This is a genomic window from Burkholderia sp. JP2-270 (assembly GCF_003233675.1).
GTDB lineage: Bacteria > Pseudomonadota > Gammaproteobacteria > Burkholderiales > Burkholderiaceae > Burkholderia > Burkholderia pyrrocinia_C.
The window spans coordinates 1,942,923-1,955,876 of the sequence record NZ_CP029824.1 but is presented as its reverse complement, the minus strand read 5'-3'; the positions used below and the strand labels follow the sequence as shown (position 1 = coordinate 1,955,876).

The window sequence follows — 12,954 nt, the reverse complement described above, 5'->3', positions numbered from 1 at the left end:
GTCCGGCGTATCGAAGGGCTGGCGGCTTTCACGATCGTACTCGACTGACTGACGGATGCAGGACACGTGTCGCGATGAAGCGCATGCGGCAATGCCGCGCGGCGACACGTCGGCAAGGTGTCTCGCTACGGATTCCGGCGCGGTGCGGCCATGATCGATGGCTCCGCCGCCGGTGCGCGCGTGACGCCTTCCTGACATTCAGCTTATATCACCTAAAAATTGCGTCAAATTTTCAGGTCCCGATGACGATATCGATCAGACAAAAAAACGGCATCGATCGCCGGGATCGATGCCGTGTTGTGCATTGCGTCGGCGCGGATACTGCACGCCGGCGGGCTGCCGCCCGCTGCTCCGCCGCGCCGCCGCAAGCGGGCGGCCCGTGCTCAGCGATGCGCGAGCGCGGTTTCGACGAGCGTCTGCAGCAGCGGCACAATCCGCGCTGCACGCGCTTCGTCGTATGCGTAGGGGCGAGTCTCTTCCATGTAGGTGATCTGCGACAGCTCGAGCTGCACGGCTTCGACACCGGTGTCGGGCACGCCGTAGTGACGCGTGATGTAGCCGCCCTTGAAGCGCCCGTTCGCGACGGCCGTATAGCCGCCGCCATGTGCGCGCACGCGCTCGGCCAGCGCCTGCGCGAGGCCCGGCGCTGCGCTCGCGCCGCCCGACGTGCCGAAGTTGAAGTCCGGCAGGCGGCCTTCGAAGAAGCGTGGCACGTGCGAGCGGATCGAATGCGCCTCCCATACGAGCACGCGGCCGTGCTCGCGCTTCAGGCGAGCGACTTCGCGTTGCAGCGCGTCGTGATACGGACGCCAGTAAAGGTCGCGGCGACGCATGATCTCGTCGTTGCCGGGCAGCGCGTTCGCCGGATACAGCGGCGCCTTGTCGAACGTATCGACCGGCACGAGCCCCGTCGTGTCCTGCCCCGGATACAGGTTCTCGTTGTCGGGCGGACGGTTCAGGTCGACCACGTAACGCGCATGCGACGGCACGAGGATCGATGCGCCGAGGCCCGCCGCAAACCCGTACAGCCGCTCGAGATGCCAGTCGCAATCGTCGACGAAGCGCGCGTCGGGTGTCATCGTCGCGGCGATGTCGTCGGGGATGTACGTGCCTGCGTGCGGAATCGAGATCAGCAGCGGCAGCGTGCCCTGCTTCAGCGTAATTACAGCCGGTTGTTCAGTCATGTCGCATCACCGTTAGAGTCTGCCGGCGCACGCGGGCGGCGTGCGCCGGTTGCCGCGCGTCAGCGCAGCAGTTGCGCCAGCGCGGCGCGGTAGTCTGCATACGCGGCGGCTTCGTCGCGATGGCGGCGGCCGCTCACGACGCGCTCGCCGCCCGTATAGACGTCGAGCACGGGTGTCTCGCCGTGCTCGGCAAACACGACGCCCGACAGCCAGGATGCGCTGCCGTGCTCGGCGATCGCCGGATGATCGGGATCGAGCACGAGCCAGTCGGCGCGGCAGCCTTCGCGCAGCGCACCGACGCGCCGCCCGCTTGCCTGCGCGCCGCCCGCGAGCGATGCGTCGAACAGGCGATCGGCGACATGCGCCTGCTTGTCGCTCGCCAGTACGTTGCGCGCGCGGTGCACGAGCCGCTGCCCGTATTCGAGCAGGCGCAGTTCCGCGCGCCAGTCGACCGACGCGTGGCTGTCCGAGCCGACGCCGATCACGCCGCCCTGCGCGAGATAGTCGACGGCCGGGAACACGCCGTCGCCGAGGTTCGCCTCGGTCGTCAGGCACAGGCCGGCGACCGCGCGACGCTTCGCGAGCGCTGCGGTTTCGGCCGCGTCGATGTGCGTCGCATGCACGAGGCACCAGCGCGCATCGACGTCGAAACGATCGAGCAGCCATTGCACGGGGCGCGCGCCGTATATACGGACGCAGTCGTCGACTTCGGCCGTCTGCTCGGCGATATGGATATGCACGGGCGCGTCGTCGGGCAGCCCGTCGAGCAGCGCGCGCAGCCCGTTCTCGGACACCGCGCGCAGCGAGTGCGGCGCGACGCCGTAGCGCAGCCCGCCGTGCTCGGGCGCGGCGCGACGCATGGCGTCCAGCAGTTCGAGCAGGCCTTCGGGCGTGTTGATGAAGCGGCGCTGGTCGTCGCGCGGCGGCTTGTTGCCGAAGCCCGCGAACTGATACGACACGGGCAGCATCGTGATGCCGATGCCGGCCGAGCGCGCGGCGTCGACCACGCGCGTGCCGAGTTCCGCGATGTGCGGATAGCGCGAACCGTCCTGCGCGTGATGTACGTAGTGGAATTCGCACACCGACGTGTAGCCGCACTTGAGCATCTCGACGTACAGCCAGCGCGCGACCGCCGCGAGCGCGTCGGGCGTGATCTTCAACGCGAAGCGGTACATCAGGTCGCGCCAGCTCCAGAAGCTGTCGGCGGGATTCGCGCGGTATTCGGTGAGCCCTGCCATCGCGCGCTGGAATGCGTGCGAATGCAGGTTCGGCATGCCGGGCAGCACCGGCCCGGCCGCGCGCGCGACGCCTGCCGGTGCGTCGGTGTCGGGCGTCACTTCGGTCAGCGTGCCGGTCGCGTCCCAGCGCAGCAGCACGTTGCGGCGCCAGCCATCGGGCAGGTAGGCATGGTCCGCGAACAACATGGTGTCGGTCATTGCGAGTCCTCATTGACCGGAATCGACGCTCCAGCGTTCGATCCGGTCCGATTCCACGGTTGGCAGGCGCCGGCGCGTCCGTGCTGGCTCATGCCCCGTTGCAGTCGACCAGACCGAATACGCTTCAGCGCCTGGTCCGGTCCCATGCAGATCTATCCGTTCATCCGGCGAAACACGGTCGTGCCGCCGCGTACGACCTGCTCGCACAGCGGCCGGCCGATCCAGTAGGCGAGTTCCGACAGCGAACCGACCGACCATGCGGCGAAGTCGGCCTGGCGGCCGACCTCAAGCGCACCGTGGCGATCCGCGCGACCGAGCGCCGCGGCCGCATGGCGCGTGACGCCCTGCAGCACCTCGGGAACCGTCATGCGGAACAGCGTGCAGCCCATGTTCAGCGTCAGCAGCAGCGATTCGAGCGGCGACGTGCCGGGGTTGTGATCGGTCGCGAGCGCGATCGGCACGCCGTGCTTGCGCAGCAGCTCGATCGGCGGCATTTGCGTTTCGCGGATGAAGTAGTACGCGCCGGGCAGCAGCACGGCGACCGTACCGGCCGCCTTCATCGCCTCGATGCCGGCTTCGTCGAGAAATTCGAGGTGATCGGCGGACAGCGCGCGGTAGCGCGCGGCGAGCGCCGTGCCGCCCGCGTTCGACAGTTGCTCCGCATGCAGCTTCACGGGCAGCCCGCGCCGCGTCGCGGCCTCGAACACGCGCTCGGTCTGCGCGAGCGAAAAACCGATGCGTTCGCAGAACACGTCGACCGCGTCCACGAGCCCCTCGTCGGCCAGCGCCGGCAGCATCCGTTCGCACACTTCGTCGATGTACGCGTCCGCGCGGCCCGCATATTCGGGCGGCAGCGCATGTGCGCCGAGGAAGGTCGTGTAGACGGTGACCGGGAAGCGCTCGCCGAGCTGGCGCGCGACGCGCAGCATCTTGCGTTCGCTCGCGAGGTCGAGCCCGTAGCCCGACTTGATCTCGATCGCGGTCACGCCTTCGGCGAGCAGTGGCTGCAGGCGCGCGGCGGCCTGCACGAACAGCGTCGTCTCGTCGGCCGCGCGCGTCGCGCGCACCGTCGACACGATCCCGCCGCCCTGCCGCGCGATTTCCTCGTAGCTGACGCCCGCGAGGCGCTGCGCGAATTCGTCGGCGCGCGTGCCGCCATATACGAGGTGCGTATGGCAGTCGACGAGGCCCGGCGTCACCCACGCGCCGTGCAGATCCTCGCGCTGCCAGTGCGCATGACCGTGCGGCAGCGCGGACAACGCGCCAAGCCAGACGATCGTGCCGGTTTCGTCGACGGCGATCGCCGCGTCGTCGATCGTCTCGTCGGGATGGCCGTGCGGACACAGCCTCAGGTGATGCCAGACAGTCGGTTTCATGCGTTCAGCCTCGTTCGCCGACGGCGAGCGAGACGGCAAGCAGCGCGCCGCCCCCGCTCACGACGACGTCAAACGCACGCTGCGGCCCGTCGAGCCGCAGCGTGTCCATTTCTTCCAGTGCGTAGTGCGTGCCGTCGATTTCAACGCCGACCGCACCGGCCGCGCAAAACAGCAGCACCGTATCGGCACGCTCGATGCGGTGCGCGCCTGCGTGCCATACGTCGAGCGCGCCGCGCGCGGCCGAACGGCGCGTCATCAGGTTGAAGTCGCGCGTCGCGCCGTCGTGCAGCGTCGCATCGATCGCCGTCTCGCCCGCGAAATCCGCGCGCGCCAGCGGCGTATCGAGCACGTGGCGTGCACCGCCCTCTTCGGCAAGCGTCATGCCCGCGCCGGACAGCAGCACCAGCGTGCGGTCGATCCCGTCGAAACGCGAGAACGGGCCGGCCGCGCCGACGTCCGCGACGCTCACGCGCCACGCGAATGCGTCGAGCGCGGTGCCGGGCGGAAAAGCGCCGATCTCGCGCGTCACGCCGCCGCCGTTCTTCCACGGCGACGCGACGAGATCCGCTGCGCGAATCATCGCGGCGGCCAGCGTCGCGTCTGCCGGCGCCTGGTCGAGCGCCGTCATGCTCAGCGGCCGAGCATCGGCAGCTTCAGGCCGGCTTCGCGGGCCGTCTGCTGCGCGAGTTCGTAGCCGGCATCCGCATGGCGCATCACGCCCGTCGCCGGGTCGTTCAGCAGCACGCGGCCAAGACGTTCGTGCGCTTCGGCGGTACCGTCGGCGACGATCACGACGCCCGAGTGCTGCGAAAAGCCCATGCCGACACCGCCGCCATGGTGCAGCGACACCCACGATGCGCCGCCTGCCGTGTTCAGCAGTGCGTTCAGCAGCGGCCAGTCGCTGACCGCGTCCGAACCGTCCTTCATCGATTCCGTCTCGCGGTTCGGGCTTGCGACCGAACCCGTGTCGAGGTGGTCGCGGCCGATCACGATCGGTGCCTTCAGTTCGCCGTTCTTCACCATCTCGTTGAACGCCTGGCCGAGGCGGTAGCGATCCTTCACGCCGACCCAGCAGATCCGTGCCGGCAGGCCCTGGAACGCGATGCGCTCGCGTGCCATGTCGAGCCAGTTGTGCAGGTGCGGATCGTCGGGGATCAGCTCCTTCACCTTCTGGTCGGTCTTGTAGATGTCTTCCGGATCACCGGACAGCGCGACCCAGCGGAACGGGCCCTTGCCTTCGCAGAACAGCGGGCGGATATACGCCGGCACGAAACCCGGGAAGTCGAACGCGTTCTCGACGCCCATTTCCAGCGCCATCTGGCGGATGTTGTTGCCGTAGTCGAGCGTCGCCGCGCCGCGATCCTGCAGCGCCAGCATCGCGCGCACCTGGACGGCCATCGACTGTTTCGCGACCTTCACGATGCTCTGCGGATCGACCTTCTGCGCTTCGCGCCATTGCGCGACGGTCCAGCCCTGCGGCAGGTAGCCGTTGATCGGGTCGTGCGCGCTCGTCTGGTCGGTCACGCAGTCCGGCGTGATGCCGCGCTCGACGAGTTCCGCGAACACGTCGGCCGCGTTGCCGAGCAGGCCGATCGACACGGGCTTGCCCGTGCGCTTCGCTTCGTCGATCATGCCGAGCGCCTCGTCGAGCGTCGTCGCCTTCTTGTCGACGTAGCGCGTCTTCAGGCGGAAGTCAATGCGCGTCTCGTCGCATTCGACCGCGATCATCGAGAAGCCAGCCATCGTCGCGGCGAGCGGCTGCGCGCCGCCCATCCCGCCCAGGCCGCCCGTCAGGATCCAGCGGCCCGACGGATCGCCGTTGAAGTGCTGGTTCGCGACCGAGAAGAACGTTTCATAGGTGCCCTGCACGATGCCCTGACTGCCGATGTAGATCCAGCTGCCGGCCGTCATCTGGCCGTACATCATCAGGCCCTTGCGGTCGAGTTCGTGGAAGTGATCCCAGTTCGCCCAGTGCGGCACGAGGTTCGAGTTCGCGAGCAGCACGCGCGGCGCATCCTTGTGCGTGCGGAACACGCCGACCGGCTTGCCCGATTGAATCAGCAGCGTCTCGTTCTCTTCGAGATCCTTCAGCGACGCGAGGATCTGGTCGTAGCATTCCCAGTTGCGCGCCGCGCGGCCGATGCCGCCGTACACGACGAGCGCGTGCGGGTGCTCGGCGACTTCCGGATCCAGGTTGTTCTGTATCATCCGGTAGGCCGCTTCGGCCAGCCAGGTCTTGCAGGTCTTCTCGCTGCCGCGCGGCGCGCGGATCGTGCGCGTCGGATCGAGACGGGGATCGATGTGTTTCGGATGGTTCATGACGACTGCTCCCGAAGGAAAATGAATATCAAATAGGAATCAGAAATGCCCGGTGAAGCGATAACGGCTGCCGGGATGCCACAGATTCGCCACCGAGGCGACGACGCCCTGCGACCAGGTGCGCCGATGTAAAACCAGACACGGCTCGACGTCGTCCATCCGCAGCTGCTCGCGCCGCTCCGGCGCCGGGGCCGCCGCTTCGATCCGGTACTCGACGCGCTGCAGCGGAGCCGCGCGCATCAGGTACAGGTTCGGTGTCGTGTTCGTGAAATCCTGCTCGGCGTAATCCGGCGCGACCGCCGGATTCACCCATCGTTCTTCGAGCTGCACCGGCTCGTCGTTCTCGAAGTGCAGCACCTGCGAATGAAACAGCTTCGCGCGCACGGCCACCTGCATTTCGTCGGCGAGCGCGTCGTCGGCGCGGATCGTCTCGAGGCCGAGCACGCTGGCGCGATACGCATGCCCGCGCGCGCCGACCTCCTCCGAGATGCTGCGGATCGCCACCAGCGTCGACTCATACTTCGGCCGCGCGACGTAGGTGCCCGCGCCCTTCATGCGCGTGAGCACCTGCTCGGCCGTCAACTCGCGCAGCGCGCGGTTGACGGTCATGCGCGCAACCTTGAACTCGCGCGCCAGCTCGTTCTCGGACGGCACCTGGTCGCCCTCCTCCCACTCGCCGGCGTGGATGCGGCCCAGGATGAAATCCTTGATCTCCTGGTAGACCGGCGCGCTCATCGGCTTACTGTTCCGATGCGAACGAGAACGGGCTGATCTTCGCGAACGCGCGCTCGCCGACCAGCTTCGCGATTGCCGCGATGTCCGGCGCGAAGTAGTGGTCGAGCTCGTAGTGCGCGACCTTGCCGCGGATCGCTTCCATCGCGGGCGCCAGCTTCGGGCTCGTGTGATACGGCGCACGCAGGTCGACGCCCTGCGCGGCGGCCAGCAGCTCGATCGCGAGGATGTGCTTCGTGTTGTCCGCGATGTCGGCGAGCTTGCGCGCGGCGAACGTCGCCATCGACACGTGGTCTTCCTGGTTCGCGGAAGTCGGCAGCGAGTCGACCGACGCCGGGTGTGCGAGCGTCTTGTTTTCCGACGCCAGCGCGGCGGCCGTCACGTGCGCGATCATGAAGCCCGAGTTCACGCCGCCGTCCCTCACGAGGAACGGGGGCAGGCCCGACAGCGTCGCGTCGATCAGCAGCGCGATGCGGCGTTCGGCCAGCGCGCCGATTTCCGCTGCGGCGAGCGCGAGGTTGTCGGCCGCGAACGCGACGGGTTCCGCGTGGAAGTTGCCGCCCGACAGCACTTCGCCGGTATCCGGGAAGATCAGCGGGTTGTCCGACACGGCGTTCGCTTCGATCAGCAGCACGTCGGCCGCGTGGCGCATCTGGTCCAGGCACGCGCCCATTACCTGCGGCTGGCAGCGCAGGCTGTACGGATCCTGCACCTTGTCGCAGTCGCGGTGCGACTGGTTGATCGGCGAGCCTTCGAGCAGGTCGCGGTAGGACGCGGCCGCGTCGATCTGGCCTTGATGGCCGCGCAGTTCGTGGATGCGCGCGTCGAACGGCTTCACCGAGCCGGCTGCCGCGTCGACCGACAGCGCGCCCGCGACGAGCGCGGTGCGGTACAGGTCTTCGATCGCGAACATGTTGTCGAGCGCCAGCGCCGTCGATGCCTGCGTGCCGTTCAGCAGCGCGAGGCCTTCCTTCGCCTGCAGCGTCAGCGGCGCGAGGCCCGCGACGCGCAGACCGTCGAGCGCGCTGGCACGCTCCCCGCGGATGAACACTTCGCCGACGCCGAGCAGCACGGCCGACATGTGCGCGAGCGGCGCGAGGTCGCCCGATGCGCCGACCGAGCCCTTCACCGGGATCAGCGGCAGCACGTCCGCGTTGAACAGCGTGATCAGCGCGTCCATCACTTCGCGGCGGATGCCCGAGTGGCCGCGGCCGAGGCTCGACAGCTTCAGCGCCATCAGCAGGCGCACCGACGAACGCGCCATCGGCTCGCCGACGCCGACCGCGTGCGACAGCACGAGGTTCTTCTGCAGCAGTTCGAGCTGGTCGTGCGGGATGTGCGTGCTGGCCAGGCGGCCGAAGCCCGTGTTGATGCCGTAGGCCGGCTCGCCCTTCGCGGCGATGTCGGCGACCGCCTTCGCGCCGGCGTCGATCTGCGCGAAGCTGGCCGGGTCGAGCGTCAGTTGCACGGATTCGCGTGCGATCCGGCGCAGTTGCGGGAGGGTCAGGTGGCCGGGGGTCAACGTAATCATGTGAGCAATCCTGTCTAGACAAGTTCGGAATGGATTGAAGTGTAGCCAGCCAAACTTGTCTAGACAACCCGTTTTTCGCCGATTTCGCCTTGGGAGTTTCCCTGATGTCCGGCACAGCCCGCCGGACCGGCCGGCGGGATCCTGGCATTAACATATGTTGCAGTTATTTTTTCTTTGGCAACATACGGATCATCATTCGCCAAGGAGACCCGTCATGAACATCCCGCCGCGGTTCGCCGCCCTGTTCGGCCACAGCCTGCTCGTCGCCGCGTGCACGCTCGCGTGCGGCGTGTCGCTCGCCGCCGAGCCGCTGTCGGGCACGCTCGAGAAGATCCGGCAGAGCAACCTGATCTCGATCGGACATCGCGAAACGTCGGTGCCGTTCTCCTATGTCGACGCGGGCGGCAAGGTAATCGGCTTCTCGCAGGACCTGTGCGACCGCGTGATCGCCGCGGTGAAGGCGCGTACCGGCAAGCCCGACCTGCAGGTGCGCTTTATCCCCGTCACGTCGCAGAACCGCATCCCGCTCGTGCAGAACGGCACCGTCGACCTCGAATGCGGCGTGACCACGAACCTGGCCGCGCGCCACGCGCAGGTCGCGTTCTCGACCACGTTCTTCGTCGCGACGACGCGCCTGCTCACGCGCACGACGTCGGGCATCCGCGACTTCCCCGACCTCGCCGGCAAGACGGTCGTGACGAACCAGGGCACGACGTCCGAACGCCTGCTGCGCAAGATGAACGAGGAAAAGAAGATGAACATGCAGATCATCAGCGCGAAGGACTACGGCGAAGGACGCCTCACGCTCGAATCGGGCCGCGCGGCCGCGTACATGATGGACGACGTGCTGCTCGCGGGTGCGCGCCAGCTCGCCGCGAAGCCGGCCGACTGGCAGATCGTCGGCACGCCGCAGTCGTCGGAAGCCTACGGGTTCATGCTGCGCAAGGACGATCCGCAGTTCAAGGCGCTCGTCGACGGCGTGCTCATGCAACTGATGAAGCGCGGCGAGATCGACGCGCTGTACGACAAGTGGTTCATGAAGCCGGTGCCGCCGAAGGGGCTGTCGTTCGACTTCCCGATGAGCGACGTGATCAGGGCGCGCTACGCGGCGCCGAACGACACGCCGCTCGAATGAACGCCGCTCGTTGACGCCGGTTCACGCGCGCGTCCACGCGACGCACGCCGCATAGCCGGGCGCCGCGTCGATCCACGCCGCGTCGAACGCCGCGACGCCGGCGGCGGGCGCGGCCGGCTCGACGATCGTCGCCGCCGGTGTCGCCGCATCGCGCGGCGGCACGACCGCGAACGCGCGCAGCCCGCCGCCGATGCCGGTGCCGAGCGCCTTGAGCAGCGCCTCCTTCGCGGACCAGACTCGCATGAATTCGCGTGCGCGCGCGTCGGGCGGCAGGCCGTCGAGATACGCGGCCTCGGCCGGCGCGCAGACTTCGCTCGTCAGCGCACGCCAGTCGGTCGTGCGGCTGCAGGATTCGATGTCGACGCCGACACGGCCCGCGGGCACCCACGCGAGCAGCGCATGATCGCCCGCGTGCGACACGTTGAAATCGAGCGTCGTGCGATGCGCGGGGTCCGGCGACGGCCGCCCCGCTTCGTCGACGACGATCGCGACCGCATGCGGCGCAACACCGAGGGCCATGCCGAGCACGTCGCGCAGCGCGGCGCGCGTCGCGGCGCTGCGCACCGCATCCTCGTGCCGCATGAACCGTGCGGCCCGTGCACGCTCGTCATCGCTGAGCGCCGCATACGCGGGCGACGCCAGAGGCACGCGCCAGTCGAAATCGATGCGCGCGATCCGCACGCCGGCGCGGGACGCGGCGGCCGGCCCGTCGAGCGCATGCATGCGCCACGCACGGGGGGTGTCGACCGGGGAAGCGGAATCGGACGGAATGGACATCGGCACGCGGCAGCCTGGGCTGTGGAATGAAACGTCCGATGTTAATCGATCGCGCCGGCGCGCGAACCGGCGTGTGCGCGGATTGCCGCGCCGGCATCGAACGACGGATGCGTCACGAACGGCACTCGAAGGCCGCGCGCAACAACGTGCCGCGTAGGCACCTCATTGCGCGACCGCGCCGCTTCATCCGTTCGCGGCAACGCCCGGCACGCCGCTGCCCGTCATCCGCGCACGCGACGCCGGATGCAGCGCGTGCACGCTGCCCGGCGCATCGGCCGGCAGCACGCCGTGTTGCAGCCAGTACAGCGCGACGGGCCACAGCGTGTCGGTGAAGCGGCTGTGGAAGAACGCGAAATGACCGATCGCGTCGACACCGATGTCGGCCGGCGCGATCCGCAGGTGCGTGACATCGCTGCCCGTGTAGTAACCGACCAGCCGCTCGATCGCGTCGACCGTGCCGAATGCGTCGTCGTCGACGCCGATCGCGAGCATCGGTGCCGACAGCCCCGCAAAGCGCGCGGGCAGCGCCGCACGGCTCACGGCGCCTTCCTCGAACAGGCCGCCGACGTAGCCGTCCTCGAAACGCGGCCGCGAACGCGCCCACGACAGCGCGATGCCGCGTGGCGTGTCCTCCATCCAGCCGAGCCGCTTCGCGGGCACGTAGCCGAACACGGCCGCGAGCGCCGGCATCGCGACATGCCACTTCCACCACATGCGCCGCCGTTCGGCCGGCAGGTAATCGCGCCAGTACGCATACTGCGCACCGACGGTCACCGCATGCCGCACATGCACGTTCGATGCCGCGAGCCCGAGCACGCAGCCGCCGATGCTGTGCGCGACGACGTCGATCGGCTGGCCCGGAAACGCATCGCGCGCGTATTGCAGCGCGGCCTCGCAATCGCGCTGCCCCCAGTCGAGCCAGTTCGCGCGCAGCTTCGCGAGCCGCGCCGGGCGCGACCCGCCGATGCCGCGATAGTCGTAGACGAGCACGTCGCGCCCCTGCGCGAACAGCCATGCCGCGAAACGGAAGTAATAGTCGCAGCGCACCGACGTCGCGCAATTGACGACCGTCACGGGCCGCACCGCACCGCCGCCGCGATGGCGCCACACATGGCCGCGCAATTCAAAGCCGTCGGCCGCGCGCAGCGTCACGGGCTCGGGTGGCAAGGCGCCCGCCGCGCGACTGCCCGGTGCCGCTCCGTCTCCTTCGTTCGAAATCGTCATCCTGTCTCCTGTCGATCGCAGTTAGCGCTTTAGCGCTTACTGCGATCCCATGCTTTGCGGTCGGCCAGAGTCAGCGCTTCAGCGCCTGCTCCGGCCCCGTGCTTCACGCTCCGGGCCGGCGCGAGCCGCCGCCCGCGCCCATCGGCCAGCCTCCATTGAACTTGACGCGTGCCGCGTTCTCAACCAATCTTGCTGCTCCGTTCGCATGAGTCACGCGCATGTCAACGTCTCTCGTCCGTCTCCCGTCGCTCGACCTGGTCCGCGGTTTCGTCGCCGTCGGCCGCCGCATGAGCATCACGCTCGCCGCGCAGGACCTGTGCGTCACGCAGTCGGCGGTCAGCCGCCAGGTGCATGCGCTCGAAGCGCATCTCGGCGTCGCGTTACTGCAGCGCGGCTACCGCAAGATCGCGTTCACGCCGGAAGGCGAACGGCTGTTCCGCGTCGCGGACGCGGCGCTGCACAGCCTGCAGGACACCGTCGCGTCGCTCGCCGCCGCGCGCGAACGCCAGCCCGTCACGATCACCGCGAGCATCGGCGTCACCGCGCTGTGGCTGCTGCCGCGGCTCGGGCGGCTGCAGGCGCGCCTGCCGGAGATCGACCTGCGCGTCGCCGCGAACGACAAGGTACTCGATTTGCGCGCCGAGGGCATCGACCTCGGCATCCGCTATTGCCCGCGCGACCGCGCGCCGGCCGGCGCGCTGCGCCTGTTCGACGAGATCGTCGTGCCGGTCGCGCATCCCGCGCTCGCCGCACGGCCGGTCACGAGCGCGGTCGCGATCGCCGACCACGTGCTGCTCGAATTCGACGGGCCGCCGCAACCGCAATTGCAGTGGCGCACGCACCTGCATGCGGCCGGGCTCGGCGACGCGCGCCCGAAAGGCGTGCTGCGCTTCAACCAGTACGACCAGGTGATCCAGGCCGCGATCGCGGGCCAGGGCGTCGCGCTCGGCCGGCTCGCGCTGGTCTCGCCGATGCTCGCGGACGGGCGGCTCGCGGTGCTCGGGCCGCACACGCAGGCGCTGTCGGATGCGTACGGCTACTGGCTGTTCCAGCACGATCCGGCCCCGCGCCGCGAAGTCGCCGACGTGCGCGACTGGATGCTCGCCGAAGCGGCCGAATGCGATACCGCGATGCGCGCGCACGACACGGCGTCGACGTGAGCCGGCGCCGGCTTTTCGGATAACCCTGACCACGCACGGCCGGCCGCACCCGTCACATTCCCCGCACGCATGCCAACCTG

11 protein-coding genes are annotated in these 12,954 nt (G+C 68.9%); 2 read left to right on the top strand and 9 right to left on the bottom strand.

All coding sequences use genetic code 11. The features are described from left to right. Window positions 1–383: 383 nt before the first annotated feature. From hutG to hutH, 7 genes are all read right to left on the bottom strand, one after another. Window positions 384–1,184, bottom strand: coding sequence for an N-formylglutamate deformylase (gene hutG / locus DM992_RS09355; RefSeq protein WP_111016607.1), 801 nt, complete (start codon window positions 1,182–1,184; stop codon window positions 384–386). A gap of 59 nt (window positions 1,185–1,243) precedes the next feature. Beyond that, window positions 1,244–2,620 carry a formimidoylglutamate deiminase gene (locus tag DM992_RS09350; protein ID WP_111016606.1) on the bottom strand — a complete coding sequence of 459 codons (1,377 nt, stop codon included), beginning with the start codon at window positions 2,618–2,620 and terminating at the stop codon, window positions 1,244–1,246. A gap of 152 nt (window positions 2,621–2,772) precedes the next feature. Next, window positions 2,773–3,996 carry an imidazolonepropionase gene (hutI, locus tag DM992_RS09345; protein ID WP_111017869.1) on the bottom strand — a complete coding sequence of 408 codons (1,224 nt, stop codon included), beginning with the start codon at window positions 3,994–3,996 and terminating at the stop codon, window positions 2,773–2,775. Window positions 3,997–4,000: 4 nt separating this feature from the next. Then, window positions 4,001–4,624, bottom strand: a complete 624-nt coding sequence (locus DM992_RS09340; protein ID WP_111016605.1) for a HutD family protein — start codon at window positions 4,622–4,624, stop codon at window positions 4,001–4,003. A gap of 2 nt (window positions 4,625–4,626) precedes the next feature. Then, complete coding sequence (gene hutU, locus DM992_RS09335) at window positions 4,627–6,315, bottom strand: urocanate hydratase (protein WP_111016604.1); 1,689 nt, start codon at window positions 6,313–6,315, stop codon at window positions 4,627–4,629. A 39-nt stretch (window positions 6,316–6,354) separates the two neighbouring features. Beyond that, entirely contained in the window at window positions 6,355–7,050 is a 696-nt protein-coding gene (gene hutC, locus DM992_RS09330; RefSeq protein ID WP_111016603.1) for a histidine utilization repressor, read from the bottom strand. 4 nt (window positions 7,051–7,054) lie between these two features. Beyond that, window positions 7,055–8,578, bottom strand: coding sequence for a histidine ammonia-lyase (gene hutH, locus DM992_RS09325; RefSeq protein WP_111016602.1), 1,524 nt, complete (start codon window positions 8,576–8,578; stop codon window positions 7,055–7,057). Between the two features lie 214 nt (window positions 8,579–8,792). On the opposite strand from hutH, the gene DM992_RS09320 reads away from it, so the two are divergent. Next, a complete protein-coding gene (locus DM992_RS09320) occupies window positions 8,793–9,713 on the top strand; it encodes a glutamate/aspartate ABC transporter substrate-binding protein (RefSeq protein ID WP_111016601.1) in 921 nt (306 codons plus the stop codon). A 21-nt stretch (window positions 9,714–9,734) separates the two neighbouring features. Here the strand turns inward: DM992_RS09320 and DM992_RS09315 are convergent, their stop codons facing one another. Further along, complete coding sequence (locus DM992_RS09315) at window positions 9,735–10,490, bottom strand: 4'-phosphopantetheinyl transferase superfamily protein (protein ID WP_111016600.1); 756 nt, start codon at window positions 10,488–10,490, stop codon at window positions 9,735–9,737. A gap of 183 nt (window positions 10,491–10,673) precedes the next feature. Further along, window positions 10,674–11,714, bottom strand: coding sequence for an alpha/beta fold hydrolase (locus DM992_RS09310; protein WP_111016599.1), 1,041 nt, complete (start codon window positions 11,712–11,714; stop codon window positions 10,674–10,676). Between the two features lie 218 nt (window positions 11,715–11,932). Here DM992_RS09310 and DM992_RS09305 point away from each other — a divergent pair, with 218 nt between their 5' ends. Further along, window positions 11,933–12,874, top strand: coding sequence for a LysR substrate-binding domain-containing protein (locus tag DM992_RS09305; protein ID WP_111016598.1), 942 nt, complete (start codon window positions 11,933–11,935; stop codon window positions 12,872–12,874). Window positions 12,875–12,954 lie beyond the last annotated feature (80 nt).

Bases quoted from the DNA above. Each gene is read 5' to 3' on its own strand.
- hutG (WP_111016607.1), bottom strand. From the start codon at position 1,184: ATGACTGAACAACCGGCTGTAATTACGCTGAAGCAGGGCACGCTGCCG.
- DM992_RS09350 (WP_111016606.1), bottom strand. From the start codon at position 2,620: ATGACCGACACCATGTTGTTCGCGGACCATGCCTACCTGCCCGATGGC.
- hutI (WP_111017869.1), bottom strand. From the start codon at position 3,996: ATGAAACCGACTGTCTGGCATCACCTGAGGCTGTGTCCGCACGGCCAT.
- DM992_RS09340 (WP_111016605.1), bottom strand. From the start codon at position 4,624: ATGACGGCGCTCGACCAGGCGCCGGCAGACGCGACGCTGGCCGCCGCG.
- hutU (WP_111016604.1), bottom strand. From the start codon at position 6,315: ATGAACCATCCGAAACACATCGATCCCCGTCTCGATCCGACGCGCACG.
- hutC (WP_111016603.1), bottom strand. From the start codon at position 7,050: ATGAGCGCGCCGGTCTACCAGGAGATCAAGGATTTCATCCTGGGCCGC.
- hutH (WP_111016602.1), bottom strand. From the start codon at position 8,578: ATGATTACGTTGACCCCCGGCCACCTGACCCTCCCGCAACTGCGCCGG.
- DM992_RS09320 (WP_111016601.1), top strand. From the start codon at position 8,793: ATGAACATCCCGCCGCGGTTCGCCGCCCTGTTCGGCCACAGCCTGCTC.
- DM992_RS09315 (WP_111016600.1), bottom strand. From the start codon at position 10,490: ATGTCCATTCCGTCCGATTCCGCTTCCCCGGTCGACACCCCCCGTGCG.
- DM992_RS09310 (WP_111016599.1), bottom strand. From the start codon at position 11,714: ATGACGATTTCGAACGAAGGAGACGGAGCGGCACCGGGCAGTCGCGCG.
- DM992_RS09305 (WP_111016598.1), top strand. From the start codon at position 11,933: ATGTCAACGTCTCTCGTCCGTCTCCCGTCGCTCGACCTGGTCCGCGGT.